Annotated in this window: 23 protein-coding genes; 11 read left to right on the forward strand and 12 right to left on the reverse strand. The window is 59.0% G+C overall.

The window, feature by feature from the left end:
- Positions 1 to 2: 2 nt before the first annotated feature.
- From HDF12_RS14345 to HDF12_RS14360, 4 genes are all read right to left on the reverse strand, one after another.
- On the reverse strand, positions 3 to 863 hold the full coding sequence (locus HDF12_RS14345; protein WP_257025672.1) for an HAD family acid phosphatase: 861 nt from the start codon (positions 861 to 863) through the stop codon (positions 3 to 5).
- Entirely contained in the window at positions 832 to 2,625 is a 1,794-nt protein-coding gene (locus tag HDF12_RS14350) for an AMP-dependent synthetase/ligase (RefSeq protein WP_306458029.1), read from the reverse strand. The genes HDF12_RS14345 and HDF12_RS14350 overlap by 32 nt, the downstream gene beginning before the upstream one ends.
- A 121-nt stretch (positions 2,626 to 2,746) precedes the next feature.
- Positions 2,747 to 3,340: a TetR/AcrR family transcriptional regulator gene (locus HDF12_RS14355; RefSeq protein ID WP_218892467.1), complete on the reverse strand. Its 594-nt coding sequence runs from the start codon at positions 3,338 to 3,340 to the stop codon at positions 2,747 to 2,749.
- 277 nt (positions 3,341 to 3,617) lie between these two features.
- Positions 3,618 to 8,150, reverse strand: coding sequence for a glutamate synthase-related protein (locus HDF12_RS14360; protein WP_179584438.1), 4,533 nt, complete (start codon positions 8,148 to 8,150; stop codon positions 3,618 to 3,620).
- A gap of 199 nt (positions 8,151 to 8,349) precedes the next feature.
- Here HDF12_RS14360 and HDF12_RS14365 point away from each other — a divergent pair, with 199 nt between their 5' ends.
- The 9 genes from HDF12_RS14365 to HDF12_RS14405 all read left to right on the forward strand — a co-directional run bounded on the left by HDF12_RS14365 (position 8,350) and on the right by HDF12_RS14405 (position 17,632).
- Positions 8,350 to 8,790, forward strand: a complete 441-nt coding sequence (locus HDF12_RS14365) for an arginine repressor (protein WP_179584440.1) — start codon at positions 8,350 to 8,352, stop codon at positions 8,788 to 8,790.
- Entirely contained in the window at positions 8,783 to 9,952 is a 1,170-nt protein-coding gene (gene argC / locus HDF12_RS14370; RefSeq protein ID WP_218892468.1) for an N-acetyl-gamma-glutamyl-phosphate reductase, read from the forward strand. Before HDF12_RS14365 ends, argC begins: the two co-directional genes overlap by 8 nt.
- Positions 9,949 to 10,731: an acetylglutamate kinase gene (argB, locus tag HDF12_RS14375; RefSeq protein ID WP_179584442.1), complete on the forward strand. Its 783-nt coding sequence runs from the start codon at positions 9,949 to 9,951 to the stop codon at positions 10,729 to 10,731. Before argC ends, argB begins: the two co-directional genes overlap by 4 nt.
- On the forward strand, positions 10,728 to 11,984 hold the full coding sequence (locus tag HDF12_RS14380; protein ID WP_179584444.1) for an aspartate aminotransferase family protein: 1,257 nt from the start codon (positions 10,728 to 10,730) through the stop codon (positions 11,982 to 11,984). Before argB ends, HDF12_RS14380 begins: the two co-directional genes overlap by 4 nt.
- Positions 11,977 to 13,071, forward strand: a complete 1,095-nt coding sequence (gene argF / locus HDF12_RS14385) for an ornithine carbamoyltransferase (RefSeq protein ID WP_179584446.1) — start codon at positions 11,977 to 11,979, stop codon at positions 13,069 to 13,071. Before HDF12_RS14380 ends, argF begins: the two co-directional genes overlap by 8 nt.
- Positions 13,072 to 13,260: 189 nt before the next feature.
- Positions 13,261 to 14,610 (forward strand): argininosuccinate synthase, encoded by a 1,350-nt coding sequence (gene argG, locus HDF12_RS14390; protein WP_179584448.1) that lies wholly within the window; start codon positions 13,261 to 13,263, stop codon positions 14,608 to 14,610.
- 65 nt (positions 14,611 to 14,675) lie between these two features.
- Entirely contained in the window at positions 14,676 to 15,191 is a 516-nt protein-coding gene (locus HDF12_RS14395) for a hypothetical protein (protein ID WP_179584450.1), read from the forward strand.
- A gap of 10 nt (positions 15,192 to 15,201) precedes the next feature.
- Positions 15,202 to 16,623 (forward strand): argininosuccinate lyase, encoded by a 1,422-nt coding sequence (argH, locus tag HDF12_RS14400; protein WP_179584452.1) that lies wholly within the window; start codon positions 15,202 to 15,204, stop codon positions 16,621 to 16,623.
- Positions 16,624 to 17,026: 403 nt separating this feature from the next.
- Positions 17,027 to 17,632: a GNAT family N-acetyltransferase gene (locus tag HDF12_RS14405; RefSeq protein WP_179586929.1), complete on the forward strand. Its 606-nt coding sequence runs from the start codon at positions 17,027 to 17,029 to the stop codon at positions 17,630 to 17,632.
- Between the two features lie 306 nt (positions 17,633 to 17,938).
- Here the strand turns inward: HDF12_RS14405 and HDF12_RS14410 are convergent, their stop codons facing one another.
- On the reverse strand, positions 17,939 to 18,730 hold the full coding sequence (locus tag HDF12_RS14410) for an ABC transporter ATP-binding protein (RefSeq protein ID WP_179584454.1): 792 nt from the start codon (positions 18,728 to 18,730) through the stop codon (positions 17,939 to 17,941).
- A 129-nt stretch (positions 18,731 to 18,859) separates the two neighbouring features.
- Here HDF12_RS14410 and HDF12_RS14415 point away from each other — a divergent pair, with 129 nt between their 5' ends.
- Complete coding sequence (locus tag HDF12_RS14415) at positions 18,860 to 19,282, forward strand: DoxX family membrane protein (protein WP_179584456.1); 423 nt, start codon at positions 18,860 to 18,862, stop codon at positions 19,280 to 19,282.
- Here HDF12_RS14415 and HDF12_RS14420 read toward each other — a convergent pair.
- Positions 19,279 to 20,673 (reverse strand): cytochrome P450, encoded by a 1,395-nt coding sequence (locus HDF12_RS14420; RefSeq protein ID WP_179584459.1) that lies wholly within the window; start codon positions 20,671 to 20,673, stop codon positions 19,279 to 19,281. The genes HDF12_RS14415 and HDF12_RS14420 overlap by 4 nt on opposite strands.
- 56 nt (positions 20,674 to 20,729) lie before the next feature.
- On the opposite strand from HDF12_RS14420, the gene HDF12_RS14425 reads away from it, so the two are divergent.
- Positions 20,730 to 21,164 (forward strand): hypothetical protein, encoded by a 435-nt coding sequence (locus HDF12_RS14425; RefSeq protein WP_218892470.1) that lies wholly within the window; start codon positions 20,730 to 20,732, stop codon positions 21,162 to 21,164.
- A 55-nt stretch (positions 21,165 to 21,219) separates the two neighbouring features.
- Here HDF12_RS14425 and HDF12_RS14430 read toward each other — a convergent pair whose 3' ends face one another.
- The 6 genes from HDF12_RS14430 to HDF12_RS14455 all read right to left on the reverse strand — a co-directional run bounded on the left by HDF12_RS14430 (position 21,220) and on the right by HDF12_RS14455 (position 26,708).
- Positions 21,220 to 21,975 carry a TIGR00266 family protein gene (locus HDF12_RS14430; protein WP_179584461.1) on the reverse strand — a complete coding sequence of 252 codons (756 nt, stop codon included), beginning with the start codon at positions 21,973 to 21,975 and terminating at the stop codon, positions 21,220 to 21,222.
- Positions 21,976 to 22,037: 62 nt separating this feature from the next.
- Positions 22,038 to 22,736 carry a glycosyltransferase family 2 protein gene (locus tag HDF12_RS14435; RefSeq protein ID WP_179584462.1) on the reverse strand — a complete coding sequence of 233 codons (699 nt, stop codon included), beginning with the start codon at positions 22,734 to 22,736 and terminating at the stop codon, positions 22,038 to 22,040.
- Positions 22,737 to 22,787: 51 nt separating this feature from the next.
- A complete protein-coding gene (locus HDF12_RS14440) occupies positions 22,788 to 23,264 on the reverse strand; it encodes a GyrI-like domain-containing protein (protein ID WP_179584464.1) in 477 nt (158 codons plus the stop codon).
- 65 nt (positions 23,265 to 23,329) lie between these two features.
- Positions 23,330 to 24,472: a radical SAM protein gene (locus tag HDF12_RS14445; protein ID WP_179584466.1), complete on the reverse strand. Its 1,143-nt coding sequence runs from the start codon at positions 24,470 to 24,472 to the stop codon at positions 23,330 to 23,332.
- Positions 24,469 to 25,929: an MptA/MptB family glycosyltransferase gene (locus HDF12_RS14450; RefSeq protein WP_179584468.1), complete on the reverse strand. Its 1,461-nt coding sequence runs from the start codon at positions 25,927 to 25,929 to the stop codon at positions 24,469 to 24,471. Before HDF12_RS14450 ends, HDF12_RS14445 begins: the two co-directional genes overlap by 4 nt.
- Entirely contained in the window at positions 25,929 to 26,708 is a 780-nt protein-coding gene (locus tag HDF12_RS14455) for a TIGR04282 family arsenosugar biosynthesis glycosyltransferase (RefSeq protein WP_257025674.1), read from the reverse strand. The genes HDF12_RS14450 and HDF12_RS14455 overlap by 1 nt, the downstream gene beginning before the upstream one ends.
- Positions 26,709 to 26,710 lie beyond the last annotated feature (2 nt).

Consider the following 26,710-nt stretch of genomic DNA (forward strand, 5'->3'; position numbering starts at 1 on the left):
TCCTAAGGCAAATAGTAAAAGGGATTCGGCAGTTTCACGCTGATTTCCGCCCTGGGTTCCCCATTCAAGTCACTCCACTGGTCCCCAACGCTCATCACGATCCGATACCCCGCATCCACAATCTTCTTTCGCTCCTCACTCTTGTAAGCGACTGTAGCCATTGTCTTCTGAGGCCCCTCTCGCAGCGCGAGCCCCTTCCATCCCTTATACCCTGCAGCCTCGAGATTCTTCGCCGTAGCTGCCCTCTGCTCCCCAGGCCGCCCCGTGATAAAGAAAACTTCCAACCCCGCTGCCCGAGCTTCATTGAACAACCTAAGCGTCCCCGCTATCGGCATGTCCGCCTCCGGTGAGACCGCCCACTCGTTGAACGGCACCGAGATAAATCCGTAGTCCTCCCGCTTCATCTCGCAGTAGTTCGTCAGCGACGTCTCATCAATATCCAAGACCAGCGCCAGCTTCTCGCCCACCTTCTCCGCAGCGATCAGCCTCTTCAACCCGGCCTCTGCCCGCTTAGCCTGAGCATCCAGATCCGCCCAGTAGCACCCACCCGTCCCCACGCAATCGGCGTAGTCCTCCAGCCGATATCGCGCCACCCCAAAGTTCTCCATCGGCTCTGCCGCCACCACCATCGTCGGATCTGCCGCCGCGGTCTCCCCCGTAGCCACCGCGGCCTCCACCGTAGGCCTCGGTCCTACTTGAGGCCGCAAACTGGCAACCTGCTTTCCCGCCGGCACCGCGCAAACCGGCGGTCCCATCTGCGCCAGACAAACTCCACCAGCAAGCGCCATCACACCCATGACGCGCAACACACCGCCCCCTAAACCATCTAACTCACCCCTTCGATGCAGTCGCCTCATCCGCATAGAAATCTCCAATCTCCTTCGCGTACTTCTGCTCCACCACCCGGCGCTTCAACTTCATACTCGGAGTCAGTGTTCCATCCTCCACGCTCCACTCCTCGGCAACCACGCTCATCCGCTTCATACTCTCAAAGTTCGCCAGGCCCATATTCACTTTATCTACGATCTCCTGGTAAGCCTTCACCACCTTCGCATCCTTCACCAGCGCCGCATGATCACCGGCGTTGATGCCCTGCCCCTTCGCCCATCCTTCAAGCGCCGCGAAGTTCGGAGAAATCAGCACACACGCAAACTTGTGCTTATCGCCCACCAGAGCCGCCTGCGCCACCAGAACATTCGCCTTCAGCTTATTCTCAATCGGCTGCGGAGCAATCAGCTTTCCTCCGCTCGTCTTCAACAGCTCCTTCTTCCTGTCCGTAATCGACAGGTACCCATCCTTATCGATATTCCCGATATCCCCAGTCTTGAACCACCCATCCGCAGTAAATGCTTCCTTGGTCGCTTCCTCCTTCTTCCAGTACCCCACAAACACCGAAGGCCCCCGCACCTCCAGCTCGCCGTCTTCCGCAAATCGGCACTCCACATTCTTCAAAGCCTGCCCAACCGTCCCAATCCGATGCGCCTCCGGAAAGTTCAGCGCAATCACCGGCGAGGTCTCCGTCAACCCATACCCCTCAAAAATCCGGATCCCAACATCCGCGAACCACCCCGCCGAATCCATCCCAAGCGGCGCGCCGCCCGAGATGAACACCTCAGCGCTCCCGCCAAACGCCTCGCGAATCTTCGAGTACACCAGCTTGTTCGCAATCTTCCAGCTCACCGAACCAGGCGTCGTCCCTGCCAGGATCTCCGGCCGATGTTTCTTCCCCACGCCCAACGCCCAGCGCAGTATCTTCAACTTCGCCGGCGACGCAGCCGACTTGCCCTCCACCGCCTGCCGAATCTTCTCATACACCCGCGGCACCGCAACAAACACCGTCGGCTTCACCTCCTTCATCGCCGCCGCCAGCTGGTCAAACTTCGGACAATATGCCAGCCGCGCCCCATGGCACATCATCGAGTAATCCAGATGGCGCGCCGTCACATGCGACAGTGGCAGAAAAGAGATGCAGCTATCCTTCTCCGAAAATCCCATCTTGCCCGTCGAGAAGTTCACATTGCTCGTCAGGTTTCCATGCGTCAGCATCACGCCCTTCGACTCTCCCGTTGTGCCCGACGTGTAAATAATCGTCGCCAGGTCCTCCGGCTTCACCGTCTTCAGCATCCCATCGAAGCCCACATCCCTCTGCTGCTTCGTCTTCGCCCCCTCCATCAGCGCGCCAAAGCTCTCCGCATTCGGAAACCTTCCCGCGTCCATCACCACCACATGCTCCAGCTCCGGCAACTCGCCCGCAGCCGACAGCTTGTCATACTGCTCCCGCGACGACAGCACCGCCACCTTCGCCCCCGAGTCCCGCAACATATACCCAATCTGTTCCGGCGTCAGCGTCGGATAGAGCGGCACATCCACTGCCCCAATCGCCAGCGTAGCAAAGTCCGTCACCGGCCACTCCCACCTGTTCTCCGAAACAATCGCCACGCGATCGCCCTTCCCCACACCCCATCCGCGAAACTTATCCGCCAGCGCACGAACCCGCCCATAAAGCTCATCTGAGGTAATCTGCTTCCACGCCCCATCCGCGCCCTGCCCCATCATCACTGCCAGACCGCCCCGCCCCGTCGCCTGCTCCAAAACATCATTCAAAGTCACAAAATCAAACATCATTCATCTCCAAATCTCTTTTGTTGTCATTCCGCAACGCATTTATTGTTGTCATTCCGCAGCGCAGCGGAGGAATCTGCTTTTGCGACCCTTTTCCCAAAATCACCACAACCAAGACAGGTGTTCACTTCGTCTGAATCCCACTCAGCAGCACATCCATAACCTGCGCCGCCGTCGCCTTCGAATCATAGACCCGTCCCGTAAACACAGCAGAACTCAGCAGCTCATCAATCGCCCCGAACATGCAGTGAGCCACCACGCCGTCGGAGACATCGCGCCGAAAGATTCCCTCCTGCTGCCCCCTCCGCACCACCTCGCGCACCACCTGGATGTACTTCACCAGATGATGATGCGAAAACTCCGCGATAAACTTCGCGCTCTGCCGCACCTCGGTCTGCATCAACACCGCCATGCTGCGATTCACCGCATGGCTCTCCAGGTGAACCTGTGCGATGTACTCCAACTGTTCCCGCGGCCCCTGCAGCGTCTTGAACTCCTCCTCCACCTGCCGATGAAACTTGTCGAAGGTCGAGTCGATCGCCGTCCGCAGCACGTCGTCCTTACTCTTGAAGTAGAGATAGATCGTCCCATCCGCCACCCCGGCGCGCTTCGCAATCGCACTTACCGGCGAACTGAAATAACCGTGCTCGGCGATGACCTCCACCGCCGCATCCAGAATGCGCTGATATTTTTCGCTTCCGGGTCCCGTTGTCGGCACATCTGCCTTGATCGAATCAGGCCTCGTCTTCTTCGCTAATCGTTTCAGTCCAGGCCTCAAACCGGAAATCTCCGGTGCCGCCACTCTAATGAATCCACACGACTTTGCCAAGAATGAATTACGATTCATTCCTCCAAAATGAATCTTTATGCAATCCCTGTCTCACGGAAGTGCATCGCCGAACACATCTACGGCGTAGCCGCAATCTAACCAGTCGTCCTCTCACGCTGCTGTGGCGCGCCATCCCAATGCCACACCACAGCAGCCTGATCAGCGTCTAAGCCTGGGGACGCGGAGTCAACCGAATGAACTCCGCAGCCCGCGCAGGCCAATCCGCCAGCATCGCCTGCCCCAGCCCGCTCCCTGACTCCTTCACATGCTCCGCAATCAACGCCCGCAGACTCTCCTGCGCTTCAGCGCCAACGACATCAAACGACTCCGCATCAATGAACTCCGGGTGATACCTCAGCCCCGACACGAAGGAACCATCCGCATCCAAAACCCACGCCAGGCCCCCCGTCATCCCAGCGCCAAAGTTAATGCCAACCCTGCCAAGAATCGCCACCACACCACCAGTCATGTACTCGCACCCATGGTCACCCACCCCCTCGACAACGGCAATCGCGCCCGAGTTGCGAACCGCAAACCGCTCTCCAGCACGTCCTGCTGCAAACAACCGCCCGGACGTCGCGCCATAGAGAGCGACGTTGCCAAGAATCACATGCTTCCCGCTGTCCTTCGCCGCCAGACCACGCGCTCGAATCACGAGCTCGCCACCCGACAGGCCCTTCCCGACGAAATCGTTCGCCTGTCCATCGAGTACCAGCTTCATCCCATCCACCGTGAACGCGCCAAACGACTGTCCAGCCGTTCCCGTCAGGTTGAACGTAATATCCGCCGCAAGCTCTCCCTGCGCTCGACGCAGCGCCAGCTCTCCCGCCAACCGAGAACCCACCGCACGATCAGAGTTAGCAATCTTCGAGTCCACAACAAAAGGCTCTCCAGCATCCGTCGCCGTCATCGCCGGCCCAACCCAGGGCTCATCGAGCGGTGGCCCCGCCACCGGCTGCGTATTCCGCACGCCCATAAACCGGCTCGGCCCATCCGACACCTTCGCCAACATCGGCTGCAGATCAAGATTCCCATCGAACCGAACCTGCTCCAACAGATCCGAGCGCCCAATCGCCGCCTCCATCGAAGGAAGTCCATACCGAGCTAACAGATGCTGCAGATCCCCCGAAAGCTGCTCGAAGAACCGCACCACATGCTCCGGCTTTCCACGGAACTTCGCCCGCAGCTCCGGCTTCTGTGTCGCAATCCCCGTCGGACAAGTATTCAAATGACACTGCCGCGCCATGTCGCAGCCCAGCACCACTAGCACCGCCGTCCCGAACGCATACTCATCCGCGCCCAGCAGCGCCGCAATCAAAATATCCCGCGCCGTAGCCAGCCCGCCGTCGGTGCGCAGCCTCACGCGTCCGCGCATGCCGTTCTGCATCAGCACCTGCTGCGCCTCAGCAAGCCCCAGCTCCCACGGATTCCCCGCATACTTGATGCTCGAAAGCGCAGCCGCACCAGTCCCGCCAGTGTTCCCAGCGATCACGATGTAATCCGCATAAGCCTTCGCCACACCAGCAGCCACCGTACCCACGCCACAACCCGACACCAGCTTCACCCCAATCGCAGCCTTCGGGTTCACGCGCTTCAAGTCATAGATCAGCTGCGCCAAGTCCTCGATCGAGTAAATATCATGGTGCGGCGGCGGCGAGATCAGCGCCACTCCCGGCTGCGCATGACGCAACCGCGCAATCAGCCCGCTCACCTTGTGCCCAGGCAACTGTCCACCCTCGCCTGGCTTCGCACCCTGCGCCACCTTGATCTCAATCTCCTCCGCATGCACGAGATACTCCGCCGTCACGCCAAACCGTCCCGACGCAATTTGCTTGATCTTGTTGTTCAGCGACACATGCACCGCGGGCGCTTCCACTGCGGCCTCGGCCACCGCCGCTCCGCCGCCTGCCCGCGCAGCAACACTCATTCCTACACCCGCGTCGGTCTTCTCCGCGCCCATGGGATGCAAGCGATAAACCGCCGAGTCCTCGCCGCCCTCGCCCGTATTCGACCGGCCGCCCAGCATATTCATCGCCGCCGTAATCGTCTGGTGAGCCTCTGGACTCAACGACCCAAGCGACATGGCGCTTGCCACAAATCGCTTGCACAAACTCGCAGGCGTCTCCACATCACTCAGCACCAACTCCGGCCCGGCCGGACGAATCTCCAGCAGATCCCTGAGCACCGCAGGATCACGCGCAATTACATCCCGCGTATAGATCGCAAATGCACCCGCGGGGTCCGTAGGCTGCGGAACATTCCGCGCACTCCCCACCACCGACTGCAACGCCTTCACCGTAGGCGGCTGCCACGCATGCGGCTCCGAAACATCAGCCTTCCGGAATCGCACCCACCCATAGTCCGGCAGCTCTGCCGAAGCCACAGCGACCGCCTCGCCCGGCGTCCACGTCTGCCGCAGCTGCCGCTCCACTTCGGCAAATCCCACACCTGACAACGGAGCCGGCGTCCCAAAGAAACATCGCGCCACCACGCTCGAGTGCAACCCGAGAATGTCGAACAGATGGGCCCCACGGTAGCTGTCCACCACCGAGATCCCCATCTTCGACATCACCTTCGCCAGCCCGGCATCGAGCGACTTCATCATCTTCCGCTCAGCATCCGCCGCGTCAGTACCCGCAGGCGCAAGACTCCTGCCCGTCTCCAGTGCAAGCCACGGACAGACTGCTCCAGCGCCATAACCAATCAGCACCGCAGCATGATGAATATCCCTGCAGTCTCCCGCCTCAACAGCAAGCCCAGCGAGCGTACGCAACCCCGCATCCACCAGCGCATGATGCACCGCACCCGTAGCCATCGCCATCGGAATCGGCAGCCTCTCCGCACTCGCACTGCGATCAGACAGCAGCAGAATACGAGCCCCCTCCCGCACCAGCTTGATCGCCTGCATGCACAGCTCATCGATCCCCTGCGTCAGCGTCTTCTCCGCACCAAACACCGCCTGCAACTCCGCAAGCTTCAACTCTTCCTTATGCGGATACTCACCCTTCCGCAGCGCCTCAACCTGCCCCAGCGTCAAAAAGGGAGAAGGCAGCGAAACTCCAGGCAGCGGTGCATTTTTATCCAGCATGTGAGGCCAAGGTCCAAGTCGCGTATGCAGCGACACCACGCAAGATTCGCGCAGCGAATCAATCGGCGGATTAGTCACCTGCGCAAACCTCTGTCGAAAGTACGCATAGATCGGACGAGGCGACCGGGCCAGAAACGCCAGCGGCGTATCGTCCCCCATCGAATACACAGCGTCCTTCCCCTCCAGCGCCATCGGCTGCAAAATCATCTTCACGTCTTCGCGCGTATATCCAAATCCACGCTGCACCGCAGCCAGCGCAGCCGAATCCACCACCGGCGTCTCAGCCGCAATCAGCGGAGTATCTTCCACCAGCTTCGCGTACGTAGCCCCCACGTCGAACAGCTCCAGCAGCTCCTCATCCTGATAAACCTTGTGCTTCTCCAGATCCACCAGAAGCATCTGCCCCGGCCCCAGCCGTCCGCTATGCGTCACCTCTTCCGGATCGAGATCCACCAACCCCGCCTCCGACCCGGCAACCACAAGCCCCGCACTCGTTATCGCAAATCGACAAGGCCGTAACCCATTCCGGTCCAGCGCCGCACCCACCACGCGTCCATCGCTGAACGCAAGCGCAGCCGGACCATCCCACGGCTCCGCGCAATCCGTGTGGTACCTCAAAAACGAAGACTCATGATGCCCTTCGGCCGCCGGCGGCAACAACATGCGAACAGCCTCAGCCAATGTCCTGCCATTCTGCGACAGCAGTTCCACCGCCTCATCCAGACTCGTAGAGTCCGTCCCATCCTTCGTCAGCACCGGCTTGCACTCCACCGGCAGCGTCGAGTCGCGAGCATCCATCCGCGCCCGGTTTCCCCACACCGTATTGATCTCGCCGTTATGTCCCAGCTTCCGCCCCGGCTGCGCGCGATGCCAGGTAGGCGACGTATTCGTCGCATAGCGCTGATGAAACACCGCGAACGGCGTAACGTAGTCCTCCGAAGCCAGATCAGGATAAAAATCCCGCAGAAAAACTCCCGTACACATCGCCTTATAAACAATCGTCTGTGACGATAGCGAGCATACGTACCCCGTAACGTCGCCCTGCTCATGCGCCCGCTCAAACTGCTTCCGCGCCAGATACAGCCGCCGCTCCATCGTCTCCGGCTCTGCATCTGCACCGTCGACAATCAGCACCTGCCGAATCTTCGGCATCGTCTCCAGCGCCGTCTCCCCTAGGAACTCCGTCCGCACCGGAACATCGCGCCAACAAAGAATCTCGAAGTCATGCGAGAGCAGGCACCGTCCCAGGACCTCCTCGGCACGCGTCTCCGCCGCCGGAATCAGCAACATCCCCACACCCAGCAACTGCGTGTCATCGATCGAGAGATTCGCAGCCTTCACCAGCAGCGACCGCGGAACCGCGGTCATCACGCCCACTCCGTCGCTGCTCTTCCCATCAGCCGCCGTCGCCCCACGATGAGCCAGCCTGCCCAGCGCCGTCAGCGCCTGCTCCAGAATCACATGCGAAGGCGAAGCGCCCACCGAGGCAACAAAACCCACACCACACGAGTCGTGGTCAAAACGCTCGTCAACTAATGACGGCGAAACCGAGGAAGACACACCCGCATCTCGGCGAGTTGGGTTCAAACTAGCTGCCAGGGACCGTTCCATGCTTCACTATACGTCGCACCCGGCACCAAAATCCCGGCTACAACCCTTCCTTTTTTGTGGAGCGCTCGTCAACGAAAGAGAAGACGAAGCAACGCGTGTATAAATATACACAGATAATGTATATTTATACAGGTGGGCTCTCTAACAAATTGAGCCACAATTGACGACTTAACTACGCGAACACAGGTACAACAAACTCATGAAACAACAGCGTCACGCCGTAATTCGAGAGTTGCTGGTAAAGAGCGCGGTCACCAGCCAGGACGAGCTACGTCGAAAACTAGCCGGACGCGGATTTCATGTCACTCAAGCAACATTATCGCGCGATATCCATGAACTGAGATTAAATAAAGGACCGAACGGCTACTCTCTTCCCAACGGAAACGACTCCGACGAAGATGCACTCCCCGGCATCCGCGAAGTTCTCGAAAGCTTCGGCCTCGAGGTGCGCCAGGCCATCAACCTCCTCGTCCTCGTCACCACCACTGGAAGCGCTCAACCCATCGCCGCCGGCATCGACTACGAGGACTGGCCTGAGGTCATAGGCACCATCGCAGGCGACGACACCGTCCTCATCATCTGCCCGGACGAAAAACAAGCAAACCTGTTGAAGACACGAATCGAAGGCTACCTTGGCTAACTCAGCAGAAAACATCTCATCGCGACCAACGGGAGCGCCCACCGAAGGGGTATACCCGTCACGAAGTGACCGCTCCACGCGCAGTGGGCCTTTTAGCGGTACCGCACCCCGCGTAGCCATCGCGGGCATCGGCGGCTATGCCGGCGGCGAACTAGCACGCCTGCTCCTGCATCATCCAAGATTCCAGAACTCGACCCCAACGTTCCTCGGACGCGGCGGAGAAACAGAGCCCACCAGTAAGCTCTACCTCGAAGATCTCCACCCGCAACTCGCAGTCGCCGGCGCCAGCCGCACCCACCAGATCCTCCCCTTCACCTGGGAGCGCCTCGTCGATGCCGGAACCGAAGTCCTCTTCCTGGCCACCCCGCACGAGCAATCCCGCGAGTGGGTCCCTGAAGCCATCTCACGCGGCATCAAAGTCATCGACCTAAGCGGAGCATGGCGTCTCCAGCATCACGCCAACCGCGAAGTCTACAAGCTCAAAGACGCCAACGCAGAGCATGCCGCGCAGCTTCAATCCGAAGCCATCTATGGCTGCCCCGAACTCCACCGCGATGAGATCCGCAAAGCCCGCATCGTCTCCAACCCCGGCTGCTACGCCACCTCCATCCTCCTCGCGCTAGCCCCTCTGGTCCAGGCAGGCTTTATCGACCTCGACCACGGCATCATCTGCGACGCCAAATCCGGAGTCAGCGGCGCAGGCAAAGCACCCACCGCCAAAACCCACTTCATGTACGCAGCCGACAACCTCTCCGCGTACGCAGTCTTCGGCCACCGCCACACCGGAGAGCTACTCGAGCAGCTCCACATCACCTCGGATCAAATCCAATTCACCCCGCATCTACTCCCCATACCGCGTGGCATCCTCTCCACCATCTACGTCCGGCTTAAAGAAAAGACCGAGCCTTCCACCATCACTGAAGTGCTGCAGAACTTCTACCGACATAGCCCGCTTGTCAGGCTCCGCGCCACGCCGCACCTGCCGGAGATTCAACACATCGTTCGCACCAACTTCTGCGACCTCGGCTTCGCACTCGCCGCCGACGGAAAGCGTCTGATCCTGGTCTCCTGCCTCGATAATCTTTTAAAGGGCGCCTCCGGCCAGGCCGTCCAAAACCTCAACCTGATGTGCGGATGGAACGAAGAGGAGGGCTTGCTGTGAGATTCGTCGTCAAACTTGGCGGTGCCGCTCTCGAGGACAAGAAGATCCTCCACGCCTGCGGCAAAGCCATCGCCGACCTCGTCGCTGATGGAAATCAGGTCGCCGTCGTCCACGGTGGCGGTGTGCAACTCACCCGCACCCTCGCCCTCATGGGCAAGAAGAGCGAGTTCATCTCCGGCCTCCGCATCACCGACGCCGAAACCCGCGACGCCGCCCTCATGGTCCTCGCCGGCCGCGTCAACAAGTCCCTTGTCGCATCCATCGGCACGCACGGCCAGTCCGCTGTCGGCCTCTCCGGTGGCGACGGCCACGTCTTCCGCGCACGCAAGAAAAAGACCAACCCCGACCTCGGCTTCGTCGGCGAGATCGCCGCCATGGACCCCAAGTGGCTCGAGGCCATCTGGGCCATGGGCGCAGTCCCCGTCATCTCCTCCATCGCCCTTGGTTTCGACGGTGAGTACTACAACATCAACGCCGACGAGATGGCCGCAGCTTGCGCCATCGGCACCAAAGCCGACACCCTCGTCTTCCTCACCGACGTCCCCGGCGTCAAAGGCGCAGACGGCAACGTCATGCGCTGGCTCACCCTCGCACAGATTCCCGCCATGGAGCAGGCGCAGGTCGTCTCCGGCGGTATGCTCCCCAAACTGAACGCCTGCCGCGATGCCCTCACTCACGGCGTCAAGCGCGTACGCATTCTTCCCGCAAAAGCAGCATCTCTACTACCTGACCTCGTCTCCACACGGGTCAACGACGGAACGGAGGTCATGGTCGCATGAACGCAACACCGAACTTGCAATCCATCCAGGCGGCAGAGAAGAAGCTGCTCCTCAACACCTACGAGCGCAACCCCATCCTCTTCGTCAGCGGCGAGGGCGTTCACCTGCGCGACGAGAACGGCAACGACTACCTCGACCTCCTCAGCGGCATCGGCGTCAACGGCCTCGGCTACGCACACCCCGCCGTCGAAGACGCGATCATCAGCCAATCGAAACGCCTCATCCACACCTCCAACCTCTTCTTCCACGAGCACACTGCCCAACTCGCCCTTCGCCTCACTGAGATCACCGGTCTGAACCGCGTCTTCTTCACCAACAGCGGCACCGAAGCCTGGGAGGCCGCCCTCAAGTTGGCCCGCGCCCACGCCGGTCTCCTCCGCTCTAAAAGCAAAGTCATCGGCACAAAGTTTCTCGCACTCGACCACAGTTTTCACGGCCGCACCATGGGCTCCGTCGCCACCACCGCGAAGGACAAGTACCGCGAGCCCTTCATGCCCGTCATGCCCGGCGTCGAATTCGTCCGCTTCAACGACGTAGCCGACCTTCGCGCAAAGTTCTCGAATGAAATATGCGCCATCTGCATCGAACCCATCCAGGGTGAAGGCGGCATCCATCCCGTAACTCAAGAGTTCTTCGCCGCAGCTCGAGCCCTCTGCGACTCCACCGGCGCCCTCCTCATCGCCGACGAGATCCAGTCCGGCATGGGCCGCACCGGCAAGTGGTTCGCCTACCAGCACTACAACATCCTCCCAGACGTCACCACACTCGCCAAGCCCATCGCCAACGGCATCCCCATGGGCGCGATGCTCTGCACCAACGCCGCCGCCGAGGCCATCACTCCCGGCATGCACGGCACCACCTTCGGCGGCAATCCACTCGCAAGCGCTGTAGCCATTGCGGTCATCGACACCATCAAGCGCGACAACCTTCTCGCCCACATCAACGAAGTAGGCGCATACTTCCACGATCAACTCACGCAACTAGCCAAGCGCCACGACTGCATCACGGACGTTCGCGGTAAAGGCCTCATGCTCGGCATCGAAATCAACTCCGCCGACCTTGCCCAGCGCGTCGCCGCACAGATGCTAGAGCGCCGCATCATCATCAACCGCACCAGCGAGACAGTCCTCCGGCTCCTCCCGCCCTTCCTTCTGGAGCGTCAACACGTCGACACCGCCATCAAAGCCTTCGACGAGATCTTCACTGCAGCACTGGCCGGAGCAGTTCCGGCAGGAGACAAAGCCAATGGGTAGCAAAACCGTCATCATGAACACGAAGTCCGAAGCTGAAGACTTCGCCCCCACACGCGCACACGCTACCCTCGGCATCCAGTCCGACACCGCCTTCAGCGAAGCCTCCAAGCGCCTCCACGGCCGCGACCTCTGCTCCATCGCCGACCTCACCGTCGAGGAGATGGCAGCCCTCATGGAGCTCGCTCACGCCGTCAAGAACAATCCCGAAGACTTCCGTCACGCCCTCGACGCGTGCCAGATGGTCATGTTCTTCGAGAAGGCCTCCCTCCGCACCCGCCTCACCTTCGAGACCGCCATCAACACCCTCGGCGGCAACGCCATCTTCGTCGACCAGACCCAGTCCCCCCTCGGCGAGCGCGAATCCCTCTCCGACATGGCTCACAACATCGAGCGCTGGATGGCAATCATGGTCCTCCGCACCTACGCCCACGACACCATCACCGAGATCGCCGCCTGCTCCAAGATCCCCGTCATCAACGCCCTCTCCGATCTCGAGCACCCCTGCCAGGCCATCGCCGACTTCTTCACCCTCGAAGAGCGCTTCGGCTCCGCAGAGGGCCTTCACTTCACCTACATCGGCGACGGCAACAACGTCTGCCACTCCCTCATGCTCACCGCCGCGCAACTCGGCGCGCATTGCACCGTAGCCACGCCCAAAGGCTTCGCCCCCAAGCTCGAAATCATCCACAAAGCCATCGAGATCGCCGAAACCACCGGCGGCAGCATCACCCTCATGCACGACCCCGTCAAGGCCGTCACCGGAGCCGACGCCGTCTACACCGACGTCTGCACCTCCATGGGCTTCGAGCACGAGGCCACCAAGCGCGCCCCCATCTTCAAGCCCTACCAGGTCAACGAAGCCCTCATGGCCAACGCGCAAGCCGACGCCGTCTTCATGCACTGCCTCCCCGCCCATCGCAACGCCGAAGTCACCGACGCCGTCCTCGACGGCCCCCAGTCCCTCGTCTTCGATCAAGCCGAAAACCGCATGCACGCCCAAAAAGCAATCCTGCTCATGCTCCTCGGCGGGGCCAAGCGCACCTCCAACAGCCGCAGCCGCGGAATCCAACCCCGCAAACGCTCCTAAGCCTGGGTCGCCGTTCGCAGACGCACCCGGCCTCTGTTTGTTTTTGCTGTCATCCTGACCCTGAGCGAAGCGAAGGGGAAGGATCCCGAAGCCTCACACCAACCACAACCGCCCGAACTTTTTGCCAAAGTGTTCGAGCTACGCTCAAACCGCCTAACGCATCAGCTGAACCATCGAGGTTTGTACCAAATGTCCGTAATCCTTGAAACCCTTCCCCTCGGCCAAAAAGTCGGCATAGCCTTCTCCGGAGGCCTCGACACCAGCGCCGCGCTTCACTGGATGAAGCAGAAGGGCGCCCTCCCCTACGCCTACACCGCCAACCTCGGCCAGCCCGACGAAGCCGACTACGACGAGATCCCCCGCAAAGCCATAGAGTACGGCGCCGAAAAGGCCCGCCTCATCGACTGCCGCGGCCCGCTCGTTCGCGAAGGCATCGCCGCCCTCCAATCCGGCGCCTTCCACATCACCACCGCCGGCGTCACCTACTTCAACACCACCCCCATCGGCCGAGCCGTCACCGGCACCATGCTCGTCACCGCCATGAAAGAGGACGACGTCAACATCTGGGGCGACGGCTCCACCTTCAAAGGCAACGACATCGAGCGTTTCTACCGCTACGGCCTCCTCGTCAACCCCGACCTCAAGGTCTACAAGCCCTGGCTCGACCCCACCTTCATCGACGAGCTAGGCGGCCGCGCCGAGATGTCCGCCTTCATGACCAAGGCCGGCTTCGGCTACAAGATGTCCGCCGAAAAAGCCTACTCCACCGACTCCAACATCCTCGGCGCAACTCACGAAGCCAAGGACCTCGAGCTCCTCACCACCAGCATGAAGATCGTCGCCCCCATCATGGGCACCGCCTTCTGGCGTGACGACGTCCACATTAAACGTGAAGCCATCACCATCCGCTTCGAAGAAGGCTTCCCCGTAGCCCTCAACGGCAAAGAGCTCTCCGACCCCGTAGCCCTCATGCTCGAAGCCAACGCCATCGGCGGCCGCCACGGCCTCGGCATGTCCGACCAGATCGAAAACCGCATCATCGAAGCCAAGAGCCGCGGCATCTACGAGTCACCTGGCCTCGCTCTCCTCTTCATCGCCTACGAGCGCCTCATCACCGGCATCCACAACGAGGACACCATCGAGCAGTACCGCGACAACGGCCGCAAGCTAGGCCGTCTCCTCTACCAGGGCCGCTGGTTCGACCCCCAGGCCATCATGCTTCGCGAAGCCGCCCAGCGCTGGGTCGCCAAACCTGTAACCGGCGAAGTTACAATAGAACTCCGCCGCGGCAACGACTACTCCATCCTCAACACCGCCTCACCCAACCTCACCTTCCACCCCGAGCGCCTCACCATGGAAAAGGGCGAATCCACCTTCTCCCCCCGCGACCGCATCGGCCAGCTCACCATGCGCAACCTCGACATCACCGACACCCGCGCCAAGCTAATCACCTACGCGCAAAGCGGCCTAATCACCCTAAGCAAAGGCTCCGAAATGCCCCAACTCAACAGCGGAACCGATAAGGAGATCACAAGGTGAAAAGCCGTTTGCCCGCCCTTTCGCACTTTACGCGACAGGGTGTGATGTCGAGAGAAGTTCGATCCTTGTTGCTCGCTATACTATTGGCGCTTTCTTCCTACGGGTTCGCGCAAAGCACTCAGGTCACTTTCTATGTTCATGGCTCTCGTCTCAAGAGTGGAGTACCCGGCACAAACACAGGCATATTTTATGGGTCAATCTACGATGGCACCCAACGTCTGTTTCCGTTTCACCAGGGATTCTCCTTCGCCAAAAACGACCGCTTCGCTACGCTAAACATTCCTCCGGGGCTGCATGACTTCGCTGCTTGGTACGGCAGCCACCCCACCAGCGGCCATCACCTTGCTATTACGCTTGAGCCGGGGAAGCAGTATTTTTTTCGCGCCCAGTCAGAATCACGCGGCATCGTCGAAATCGAGATTGAACACGGTCGCTTAGACCAGGTGACCTGCCAGATCGCCCATGAGGAGGCGCCTAACGCTAAACCGATCGAGATCAAGCATCCTTCGCCAAACTTCATCTCGATGCATGTGCCGCTTCAGTCCATGCCGTCCTGCACCAACACGAATCCGAGCCCCTGAGAGCCAGAATATGTCCAACACCCAATCCACCAAAATGTGGTCCGGCCGCTTCCGCGAACCACTCGACCCTACCTTCGAATCCTGGCAACGCTCCTTTCCCTTCGACTGGCGCCTCGTCCCCTACGAAGTGGAAGCCAGCATAGCCCACGCCCGCGCCATCGAAGCCGCCGGCATCCTCACCAGCGAAGAGCTTCTGCAAATGGAAGAAGGCCTCCGCGCCGTAGCCAAACAGCACGCCGAACAAGGCGAAGCCATCGTAACCTTCAATCCCCAGGCCGAAGACGTCCACCACTACGTCGAACTCGAACTGACCAAACAAATCGGCGACCTAGCCCTCAAGCTCCACACCGGCCGCAGCCGCAACGAGCAGATCGCCACCGACATGCGCCTCTTCGTCCGCGAAGCCATCGACAACACCCTCGCAGGCCTCACCGCATGGCGCAAATCCCTCATCGAACTCGCCGAATCAGCAGGCGAAGCCACCATGCCCTCCTACACCCACCTCCAGCGCGCCGAACCCGTCCTCGTAGCCCACTGGCTCCTCGCCTACGTCAGCATGATCGAGCGCGACGCCAGCCGCCTCACCGACGCCCGCAAGCGCATGAACCTCTGCCCGCTCGGCTCCGGAGCAGTCGCCGGCGCAACCCTCGCCCTCGATCGCACCATCGCAGCCCGCGCCCTCAACTTCGACGCCCCCACCCCCAACAGCATGGACGCAACCAGCGACCGCGACTTCGCCCTCGAATTCACCCAAGCCATCGCCACTCTAGGCATCCACATCTCCCGCTTCGCCGAAGAACTAACCCTCTACTCAACAGCCGAGTTCGGCTTCCTAGACCTCCCCGAACGCTTCTCCACCGGCTCAAGCGCCATGCCGCAAAAGAAGAACCCTGACCTCACCGAACTCATCCGCGGCAAATCCGGACGCCTCCTAGGCGCAGCCACAACACTAGCCACACTCATCAAAGGCCTACCCCTCGCCTACAACAAAGACCTTCAAGAAGGCCAGGAGCCAGTCTTCGACGCAGCCGACACCATCGCCGGCATCCTAAGCGTTCTCCCAGCCTTCACCGCCTCCCTCAAGTTCCGCTACGACATCATGAAGACCGCCGCCCACTCCGGCTACCTCAACGCCATGGCCGCCGCCACCTACCTCACCGACAAAGGCATCCCCTTCCGCAAAGCCCACGAGCACATCGGCAACGCCGTCCGCCTAGCAATGGGAGACGGGGGCCTCGAAACCCAACGCGAACTCCAGCAACTCACCCTCGAAGACCTCCGCGCAATCTCCCCCGCATTCGGCGAAGACTTCTTCGCCGCCATCACCCTCGAAGCCACCCTCGACTGCCACGACGTAATCGGAGGCACCGCCCGTCCCCGCGTCGCCACAGCCCTCGCTGAAGCCAAGGCCCGTCTCACGGAGCACGCGTGACGACAAAGCCGGTTCAATCTCTCGCATCCCCAAAGATTCGTCATCTCGACCGAAGCGATAGACAGTTCCATCGTCTATCGCGCAGTGGAGAGACCCCCGTATTTCGTCTGTTGCCGCTGCGAATGCCCACTCATGCAGTCTCATCCAATCCCGCTTCCCCAAAGATTCGTCATCTCGACCGAAGCAATAGACAGTTCCATCGTCTATTGCGTAGTGGAGAGACCCCCGTATTTCGTCTGTTGCCGTTGCGAACGCTACTTACCCAGTCTCACCGCATGAGTTAGCATTCGCGCCACACGCGAACCGCACTCTTCAACCCCCGCACCAAACCGAATCATCAAATCATCCAATACTCTGCGAAAATAAAGTAAGGAGCTAAACGCAGTTGCCCACTACCCCCTTGATGACCGTGAGTGAATCCACCTCCTCATCCCGCCTCCGCGTAGGCGGCGCAACCGTGCGCAAGGCCAAGCTCCCTGACGCCGTCAACATCTTCGATCTCGTCAACTCCCTCTCCGGCGACGGCACCCTCCTCCGCCGCAACTACGCCGAGATCTGCGAGAACATCCGCGACTTCGCCGTAGCCGAATCCCCCGTCGATGGAGACTCAGGCGGCGTCTTCCTCGGCTGCGGAGCACTCCACCTCTACGGCCCCCACCTCGCCGAAGTCCGCTCCATCGTCGTCAAGCCCGAAGCCAAGGGCCAGGGCGCAGGGGGCCGTCTCCTCCGCGCCCTCCTTGAAGAAGCCGAAGAGCAAAAGGTCACCGCCGTCTGCCTCTTCACCCGCATCCCCGACTTCTTCTTCCACTTCGGCTTCCGCGTAGTCGACCGCACCACCCTGCCCGACAAGATCTACAAGGACTGCCAGACCTGCCCGCGCCTCTACGCCTGCGACGAGGTAGCCATGGTCCGCGGCCCCCTACCCAAAATCGCGGTCCTCGGCCCATCACGCATAGCCCAGCCAGAACTAGTCAAGCTCCAAACCGGCGTAATCCCCCAAGCAGACTAAAGCGGTTCTCCTACTTCCGACCAACGGGAGGACCGAGCAATTGATCGCGCCCAGACCGGAAGACGAGTCACGAAGTGACCGCTCCACGCGCAGTGGGCCCGTCCGGCAGGACATCTCTTTCAACCACTCAAAAATAAATCTCAAAACCGTGGCGCATTTTTCGTCACTGAAAAAGTGACTGCTAACCCACCACGTTTACCATGCTTAAACACCACGTTTCACCACCCAAAACACCACGCCGCGCACCCACTGTTCGCAAAATCCCCCCTGTAAAACCCGCAAATCACCACGCCAGAAAATAATCCCTCACCAAGCGTGATAAAAACCATCCCGCTCCGAAAGCTGAACCTCCGTCTTAAACAGATCACTCAGCCTCTCTGCGGTCAGCAGCTCCGCCTTCGACCCATCCGCCACAATCCGCCCCTCCCGCATCATCAAAATCCGATCAATCTCCGGTGGAATATCCGCAATATGGTGAGTAATCAGCATGATCCCAGTCCCCTGCTCCGCTAACCTTCGCAACAACCCTCGCAACTCCGCCTGAGCCGCAAGATCCAGCGCATTCGAAGGCTCGTCCAACAACAACATCCCCGCCGACGCCACGAGCGCCCGCCCAATCATAATCCGCCTCTGCTGCCCCGCCGACATCTCTCCCACCAGCTTCTCCGCAAACCCCACCGCATCAGTCTGCCCCAACACCTCCTCCGCAGAAGCCCGCATAGCCTCCGTCACCACAAGATTCGGCCACAGCGTACTACTCGAAAAAAAGCCAGTAATCACGGCATCGCGCCCCGTAGTCTGTAGCGTCTGTTTCCCTGGCAACTCCGCAGAAACAACCCCGAGCCGCTTCTTCAACTCCGTTAGATCCCACCGTTCGCGCCCAAAGATTCTCACCTTCATCTCCGGTTGCACCAGCGGATAACACTCGCACGTTATGGTCTTGATCAGCGTCGACTTGCCACATCCGTTCGGGCCAAGAATCGCTATATGTTCCCCCGCATTAACCGACAGGTTGATGTCGTGAAGAACGACACTATCTCCGCGGGCTACATTGACGTGAGCGAGATGAAGAAAAGGTTCTGTTGAGTTTCCTTGCATCGCTCCAGAATATAGAGCCCCGCACTCAACTTATGCATCCCTCGACAATTCCTTATACCGTTCCGTCAGCTTTGGCATCTGAAGAAATAATGCGATCCCGAGTTGAGCGCACCACTAAGCGGGGACCCAATGGTTGAAGAATTGAATTTTTCTGACGAGCGCACAGCATATGCCCTACTGCGCATAGTGGTCGGCGTAAATTTGATGATGCACGGCGTAAGCCGCATGATTGCCGGCCCAGGCGAGTTCGCCGCAAAGCTAGTCATTCAGTTCGGCCATGCACCACTTCCCGCATGGAGCGTCTGGTTCTTCGGATTGATCCTGCCCTCAATTGAAGGTCTCTTCGGTCTCCTAATTCTAATCGGCCTCAGAACGCGAGCAGCGCTCATCGCGGCAAGTCTCCTCATCGTCGTGCTGACGTTTGGATCCGCACTTTTGCAGGATTGGGCCGCCGCAGCAATTCAACTGACCTATGCATTGGTCTACTCCATATTGATCTTTCTACACCGCCGCAACGGATACTCGATCGACTCCTGGATGGAGGGGCGCTAGCCTCTTCGTTCCATCAATAACGGAACTCCATGCTTCGGTCGCAGGCTAATTGCAGGATTGACCGCGATCTGAGCCGGGGCTCCAACTGGCAGGCTAAGCCTCCAGTCACGGACGATCGTAGCAAGAGAAAGCACTCCTTCCATCCAGGCCAACCCTTCACCGATGCACTGCCGGCTTCCCGCCGCGAACGGAAAAAAGGCGAAGCGCGGGCGCGACCTTACAGTCTCCTTCTTATCCACTGCAAAACGCTCAGGATCAAATCGAAGTGGATCCGGATAGAAACGCTCATCGCGGTGAACGACGAACTGAGGCGCGATAAGAATAGCTCCCTTGGCAATTGCATAGCCGGCGATGTCATATGGTTCGACACAGCTACGGGCAATCACCCAGACCGGTGGATAAAGCCGCATCGTCTCGGAAAAAACCTGAGTAGCATAAGGAAGACGGGAGTAATCGGCTGCTGTCGGCGCACGATCTCCGAGAACCATACGGGCTTCTTCATACAAACGCGTCTGCACCTCCGGGTACTTGGCGAGCAGCCACAGCGCAAAGCTCAGCGCATTCGCAGTGGTCTCGTGCCCCGCCAGCATAATCGTCAGACACTCATCATGCACCTGCTGGTCCGACATGCGGCCGCTGGATCCTTCCGTATCCACCGCCTCCATCAGCATCGAGAGCAGATCGCCCCGATCTCCCGGAGATCTGCGGCGCTCCTTGATCATTCCGTAAATGATCCTGTCGAGGTCCGCCTGTCCCTTCCGGATCCGCGTCATGGCAGGCAGCGGCAATCGCTGAATCTGTTCCGAGAATGGCAGTATGGCCAGCGGAAGAAACCCCATGAACGCATCTACCGCAGCCGAAACCTTCTTCACCTCTTCGTGCGACTGAACGTCCAGATCGAAGAGGCACTTGCCGACAATCCGCAACGCCAGCTCGAGCATATCTTCATGCACATCACGAATCGAACCAGGCTTCCAACTTTGTGAGATCGCGGCAGCATTCTCTCCAATCACCTCTCCATAATTTGCAATTCGATGACGCAAAAACGCCGGCTGCGCAAGTCTTCGCTGACGCATGTGCAGTGGCTCTTCACTGGTCAGCAGCCCTTCTCCTAGAACAGTCTTTGACCGTTGCATCACGATCCCGCGGTGATGCTTGCCCGCGTCCTTGATAAGAAAATCCTCAATAAGCTCAGGATGATTCAGTTGATAGATATGGCGACCAAAGACGGTGTAGTGGACAAGGTCTCCGTAACGCCGCGCAGACTCCACCATAGACTCAACCGCTGTCTGTCGAAACATGCGGCCTGTCAAAAACCTTGGAAGAAACGAGGGGCCAGCAGGAAATCTCTTCGAGCGTCCTGGATGAATATCGAGCGCAACTACTGTCATTCGAGCCTCTACTCGAGTTTAGCCCCGGCTGGCAGGGGCTGCAGCATCTGGTCGAAATGACTTTGACCCGCTCGAAGAAGCGCTTTTACGACTTTCTTATCCGCGACATGGTCCTCTATGTAGAGCTGTCCTCAAGAGTCTCATCACATAGAAACATGAGCCGCATCGCCACAGTTTTGATCTTGCTTGCCGCCGCAGCTCTCGAAGCCGGCGGCGATGCTCTAATTCGTGCAGGCCTTCATTCGAATTCAGCCCGGGCCCGCATTCTAATGTTCGGCGCAGCCGCAATCATCCTCTTTGCATACGGTTGGACCGTCAACGCACCACCGTGGGACTTTGGAAGACTACTTGGTTTGTACGTCGTCTTCTTCTTCGTAGTCGCCCAACTGCTCTCATGGCTAATCTTCAAACAGGTTCCCTCACCAACGATCCTTATAGGAGGAACGCTGATCGTTGCCGGGGGCATAGTCGTTTCACTTTCTAAAACCTAAACATCTCACCCATCACGAACAGGGAGAAGAATGTCGTCAATTCAGCTAATCGCGACTACATTCCCTTCAGGATGGAACCCACTATACCGCCAACGACCCCGCCCTCAGTAGCCTGCTGCGCGCGCTCCTTCGGCAGATACTCTTGAATCTGATGTGCAAGCCGCGAAATAGGCAGAGTCTGCAGCCACACGCGGCCAGGTCCAGTAAGCGCCGCAAGAAAGACACCGTCTCCGCCAAAGATCATGTTTTTAATGCCAGGAACGCGCTGGATCTGGAACGCAACAGTAGACTGAAACGCGCCCACGTGACCGGGATGAACGCGCAGCGTCTCGCCGGCAGCAAGATCCTTGATGACAAGCTCCCCAGATAGCTCCAGCCAGGCGATGCCCTGTCCGCTGATCTTCTGCAACAGAAAACCGTCACCACCGAAGATCCCCGCGCCAAGCGACTGCTGAAAACCAACCCCTAGTTCTATCGCGGCGGTGGCGCAGAGAAACCCATGACGGTGAACGAGGTACTCATGCCCCGGACCAACCTCCACAGGTACGATGTGTCCTGGAACTCGCGTCGCGAACGCAACCTCGCCGGAACCGCCAACCGCCCTGTACTCAGTCATAAAGAGCGATCCGCCGCCCGCGACCCGCGCAATTGCCCCGAAGAAGCCGCCGCCACCCGCGTGTTGAGTGTGCGTGGTCATCTGAACAGAAGAAGTCATCCACGAGAGCTCCCCTGCTTCCGAGATGACCGCGTCATTCGGGCCGAGGGCGAACTCGAGAACGGGCATAGTGGTGCCGAGAATACGACTTTGCATAGTGTCTCCTGATAACTTGACGCAACAAGTATACGTTGGAACTTTCCTTCTTCTTCGCAATCCTAGCTCAGTTTGCGCGAAAGACCCGCGCGAAACAGGACCTTGAGAATGCGAATCGCAGCTTTCATACTCGCTCTCACATCACCCGAAACTTTGGAGGTTCCGCCCATGCGTTTACGATAATCGACTGGAATCTCCCGAATGCGAAGTTTGTTCTGAGCAGCGCGAATCTGCATCTCTAGATTCCATCCGTAGGTCAGCTCCGACATCTGTAACTCATCGAGTGACGTTCTACGAATCGCACGAAAGGGCCCCATGTCGGTATAGTGCACGCCTTGAAAAAGACGCAAAAGAGTGCTGACCAGATGTGCAGCGAAGACCTGCGAACCGAGCATAGATCCCGCCTCACGCGTGCCGCGAATTCGCGAGCCGAGAACGAAGTCCGCCTCGTTGGCCTCTATCGGACCCACCAGTCGTGGCAGGCCCGCAATAACATCGGATCCATCGCCATCCATGTAGACCAGAATAAGGCTCGTGGAAATTGCCGCCTCGCAGCCCGCTTTACAGGCAGCTCCATATCCACGCGGAGATCGAACGACGCGCGCGCCTGCCGCCTCCGCAACAGCGGCAGTCTCATCGGAGCTCCCGTTGTCGACGACGATGCATTCGGCAATGAGTTGCCAGGGCATCTCGGAGACAACATGCCCGATCGACTCGGCTTCATTCAGCGCCGGAATGATGACAGAAATTGTTGGTTGCATTCTGATTCTTTACTTCGAGTCAATCCTGAAATTCAGTGCGTATGGATGCGTCTAGCGAAGACCGACATACACTTCGATCTGGGCCTTCTCCGGATCGGTCGAACGCTGGTCGTAAACCTCGTAGTCGGCACGGAAGGATCGCGAGCCACCTAATTCGCCGGCCGACATAGAACAGATCCGGTCCCATATCTCCGGAACCACCCGTGTCACAGGCCCTCTGTTCGACGTAACAACTGCGTAGCGGCCTCCGGGAACATGTTTCGCGACGAACTTCGCGGGTATGTTGTGAATGGAAGAGACAGGCAATCCAAGAAGGTAGGTGTAGTAACCGTCACGGCCGGCTTCATAGTCGGTATACACCGCGATCAGATCAATCCCAAGCTTGTTCGGGATCTTCGCGGCGAGATTGTCTCGCAGCAGGGTATGCCAGATCTCCCCGATCTTTCCCTTGCCATTCTTCTCAGCCGCATTATGCGTGCGCGCCGCTACGCCTACCACGTAGAAGCCGGAGTGCTGCTGGATATTCATCGCATCCTCTCTGTCTTTCGCAGGTGCGATTATAAGGCGTTGCCGCAAAGGTGCAAGAGCGATCGTCAAAGGCTCCAGCGAAGTCCGCAATTGACACAGGCCGGCGGCGGAGCGCTGGTCAGAAGGCCCTCGCGGAAATGTTGATATTCCGCCCCATTCCATATCTCGCGGAGGCTACTCTGCGTAGCATCACCCAGAGTAAAGCTGCCATAGCCCTTCATGCTGAAAGGCGCGATGCAGCACGGCAGCACACGCCCGTTCGCCGTGATGTACATCAGCGACCAGGGCCGACGGCACAGGGACCACGGACTATCTGAGCGCTGCATCTTGATTGACTCGCCAGGATCGACTGCGCCGGATGCAGAGAACATCACACCGAGTTCTTGAGCAACCGATTCAGCCTCACGAATCAAAGCCTCTTCTCGCTCGGTAGTGTGTTCAAAGAGCGCCGACTCCGCACGCGCGAGAGAGTGTTCATCCATCGGGACATCGAAGAATACCAGCCGCTGTAGATAAACCTCGGTCACCCCGATAGAGTGGGCCAGACGCACAAAATTAGGTAGCTGATCCACCGTCTCACGCAGACCAGTTAGCCACAATGACACGCGCGGTTTGGGAGCATCAAGCTCGCGCTGCAGTCGCGTGAAATTTTTGACGTTAGCAACGATCTTGTCGAAGAAGTCCTTGCCGCGAACCATCTGAAAGACCTCAGACTCCGCGGCGTCGAGTGACACGCGAAGCTCATCCAGACCCGCTTCAATGAGAGCCCGCCCATTCGCCTTCGTGAGCAAAGTCCCATTCGTGTTGAACAAAACATAGATGTTTCGATCCTTCAAATACTTCACTCGCTGAGCAATGTCCTTGACTAGCATGGGCTCGCCGATGCCGTGCAGCACAACCCGCGCAATATTCGGATACTGATCGATGAGAGACGTGAAAAGCTCCCACGGCATATCGGCCTCGGGCTCCAGCTCCTCGTAGGTGCGCGGGCAGGTCGTGCACAGCAGATTGCATCGGTTCGTCGTCTCGAGGTAAAGACAAAACGGCTCGTAAGCGGCGATCGCAGCAAGATGTGCGTCCGACTCAGGCTTCTCGAAGTACCGGCGCATGCGGTTCTTCTCCTCCTCAGCCTGCTGCGCCGCGGGGCTAAGCCTCTCCTTGTCATGGAGCAGGTCGTTGGGAGGAAGAATCGGAAGAAGTGTACTCATAGAGATTCACTCGCCACCACTGGTTGAATAAACAACTTGCGATGAATCGGCCATCGCTTGAAAGCTAACTGAATTATGAACGCTGCAAACACCGAAGCGTAGAGAATTTTATTAGCCAGAAACATCTTAGGCCCCGGCTCAGCCAAATCCGTTGTGTACAGGTAGAAGAAGCCGAGAACGTAAGTCAGGATTGGCAGGTTCGGCATCAAACTGAAAAACGGAATCAACCAGAGGATGTACCACGCGTAGTGAGGTGAAAACAAAAACATCAGCGCACTCGCCAGCGCAAACGCAGGCGGAAGAAAACCCGCAACCCCATCCGAAGCAAACGGCTTTTTACGGCTGCTCCGGTCGCGGCCCGCGATCTGCCCGCACCGCCAGACGATCCCCGCGAAGACCGCAGCACAAAAAACGATGTAGGCGGCAGTAGAGAGACCGTGCAGACCTGGGATTTGTTGCGCTAGCTCCAGTAAGAAGTATCGCGAGCCCGTCGCCAGACCCTCTTCCTTTACATAACCCCCAAGAAATCCAAAGACGAGAAGACCAACGCTCGAATATGCCGCGTAGCCCACCGCTACAACGGTGGCAACAGCGGCAGGCATCTTGAAATCCCCGCGTCGATAGAGCGCAGGGAGCAGCACAAGCGGATAGAGCTTCAGCAGAATAGCGACGCCGAGAAAGATTCCTGTCAGCACTGGATGTTTCCGAAAGCGCGCCAGCAAAGCAAGCCCAATGAACGCCATCGCCGCAGAATCAAGATGCCCCGAGCCGGCGATCTCCCACACAAGCATCGGACACCACGCATAAAGCAGTGTTTGCTCGCGACGAAAACCGAGCGAGTGAAGCAGGGACACGAGCGCATACATCGTAATCCCTTCGAACAGAACCATCACCGACTTCATAAAAATGATCGTTGGGGAGATCCAGGTAATCAAATAGAAGAGCGCCTGCGCCGCGGGCGGATAAATAGTGTGGGCATAGTCACGTCGGTTGATTTTGTCGAAGACACTCTGAAAAGGCTCCCGCAGAAAAGCGAGTACAGCATCCCCGGGAACATAGCGATACGGGCTGATGTGAGCATGTTGGACCACGCCATCCCACACATATCGATAGACATCGCTCGAAAGAAAAGGCGGACCCAGCAGCGCAACCAGACGGCACGCGATCGCCACAGTCACAATAATAGGAAAAGTGAATCTATCGACTGGCTGGGTCAGCACTATCAACGCCGCGCCAAGATAAAGAATGCACGACCACCCCGACACGCCGGAAAACCCAATCGTAAAGTGGTCGTACTCGCTGACCAACTGTCGCGTCAATAAGAAGAGAGCAATCCCGATCAGAACCAGTGCAGCATTGGTGTGCCACGCGCGAGCAACCGACCAGTGTCGACGAACACCAGAGTCTATCCCAACGCTCGCGGCGGATTTTGCAGCACGGTCGGTCGTTGCGATCATCAGTTTTCGCCTCCCCTAGATCGCAGCGAACGAAGGTAAGCGCGCGTATGTTCAGCGCGATACCCGGCCAGCGTGGCAAACGGTGGCAGGGCGTCGTCAAGCAGTTCGGCAGTCAGCAATTCAAGCGTCTCTCCATCGTCTACGTCGTACCAAAGGGGCAGAACTACGACCTCAATGTCACCCTTGTTCGCCGCAGCAACCGTCTCCGCAAACACAGACGAAGTACTCCACGCGATCTCGGCGAAGAGTTCGGGATGAGCCTGTTTGAGTCCGATCAAGTAGTAGCCACCGTCCATTGCCGGCCCAATAACAATGCGGTCACCTTCCCTCTGCAACTCAGCGATGGCCTGTTTAAACGCGGCCACCGGAACGGTGGGCGAATCGGAGTCAATAAGACAAACGCTGCCGTAGCCGCAGGAGAGAAGATCCTGTGCAGTCGCAAACAGCCTTTCGCCAAAGCCATCGCCACGCTGCGGAATCAACGCAAAGTCGACAGGCAGAAGATTGTCGAAGAGGCCCTCATCGCCCGCCGGAGTATAAGAAATCACCCCAACCGCGCCACCCGGCACGGAAGCCGAAGCGATATTTTCAGCAGTGTCCTTCAGAAAACAGATGTTGAGATCCGCAGCCTGTTCCGGCGTCAGAGGAGGCGAGAGGCGGGTCTTCACCTTACCAGCGCGCGGAGCCTTCGCCATCACAGCGAGAGCCGTCTGCCCGGCTCTTACCGCCACCGGCTTCCCAGGATCAAGAATCGGGTAGGACATCGTTGAAGGAGTCATAA

Origin of the sequence: Tunturiibacter gelidiferens (assembly GCF_013410115.1) — a bacterium.
GTDB classification, from domain to species: Bacteria; Acidobacteriota; Terriglobia; order Terriglobales; family Acidobacteriaceae; genus Edaphobacter; species Edaphobacter gelidiferens.

Excerpts from the sequence above, each read along its gene's own strand:
- HDF12_RS14345 (WP_257025672.1), bottom strand. The coding sequence starts at position 863 with ATGCGGATGAGGCGACTGCATCGAAGGGGTGAGTTAGATGGTTTAGGG.
- HDF12_RS14350 (WP_306458029.1), bottom strand. The coding sequence starts at position 2,625 with ATGATGTTTGATTTTGTGACTTTGAATGATGTTTTGGAGCAGGCGACG.
- HDF12_RS14360 (WP_179584438.1), bottom strand. The coding sequence starts at position 8,150 with ATGGAACGGTCCCTGGCAGCTAGTTTGAACCCAACTCGCCGAGATGCG.
- HDF12_RS14365 (WP_179584440.1), top strand. The coding sequence starts at position 8,350 with ATGAAACAACAGCGTCACGCCGTAATTCGAGAGTTGCTGGTAAAGAGC.
- HDF12_RS14380 (WP_179584444.1), top strand. The coding sequence starts at position 10,728 with ATGAACGCAACACCGAACTTGCAATCCATCCAGGCGGCAGAGAAGAAG.
- argF (WP_179584446.1), top strand. The coding sequence starts at position 11,977 with ATGGGTAGCAAAACCGTCATCATGAACACGAAGTCCGAAGCTGAAGAC.
- argG (WP_179584448.1), top strand. The coding sequence starts at position 13,261 with ATGTCCGTAATCCTTGAAACCCTTCCCCTCGGCCAAAAAGTCGGCATA.
- argH (WP_179584452.1), top strand. The coding sequence starts at position 15,202 with ATGTCCAACACCCAATCCACCAAAATGTGGTCCGGCCGCTTCCGCGAA.
- HDF12_RS14405 (WP_179586929.1), top strand. The coding sequence starts at position 17,027 with ATGACCGTGAGTGAATCCACCTCCTCATCCCGCCTCCGCGTAGGCGGC.
- HDF12_RS14410 (WP_179584454.1), bottom strand. The coding sequence starts at position 18,730 with ATGCAAGGAAACTCAACAGAACCTTTTCTTCATCTCGCTCACGTCAAT.
- HDF12_RS14415 (WP_179584456.1), top strand. The coding sequence starts at position 18,860 with ATGGTTGAAGAATTGAATTTTTCTGACGAGCGCACAGCATATGCCCTA.
- HDF12_RS14420 (WP_179584459.1), bottom strand. The coding sequence starts at position 20,673 with ATGACAGTAGTTGCGCTCGATATTCATCCAGGACGCTCGAAGAGATTT.
- HDF12_RS14425 (WP_218892470.1), top strand. The coding sequence starts at position 20,730 with ATGACTTTGACCCGCTCGAAGAAGCGCTTTTACGACTTTCTTATCCGC.
- HDF12_RS14430 (WP_179584461.1), bottom strand. The coding sequence starts at position 21,975 with ATGCAAAGTCGTATTCTCGGCACCACTATGCCCGTTCTCGAGTTCGCC.
- HDF12_RS14435 (WP_179584462.1), bottom strand. The coding sequence starts at position 22,736 with ATGCAACCAACAATTTCTGTCATCATTCCGGCGCTGAATGAAGCCGAG.
- HDF12_RS14440 (WP_179584464.1), bottom strand. The coding sequence starts at position 23,264 with ATGAATATCCAGCAGCACTCCGGCTTCTACGTGGTAGGCGTAGCGGCG.
- HDF12_RS14445 (WP_179584466.1), bottom strand. The coding sequence starts at position 24,472 with ATGAGTACACTTCTTCCGATTCTTCCTCCCAACGACCTGCTCCATGAC.
- HDF12_RS14450 (WP_179584468.1), bottom strand. The coding sequence starts at position 25,929 with ATGATCGCAACGACCGACCGTGCTGCAAAATCCGCCGCGAGCGTTGGG.
- HDF12_RS14455 (WP_257025674.1), bottom strand. The coding sequence starts at position 26,708 with ATGACTCCTTCAACGATGTCCTACCCGATTCTTGATCCTGGGAAGCCG.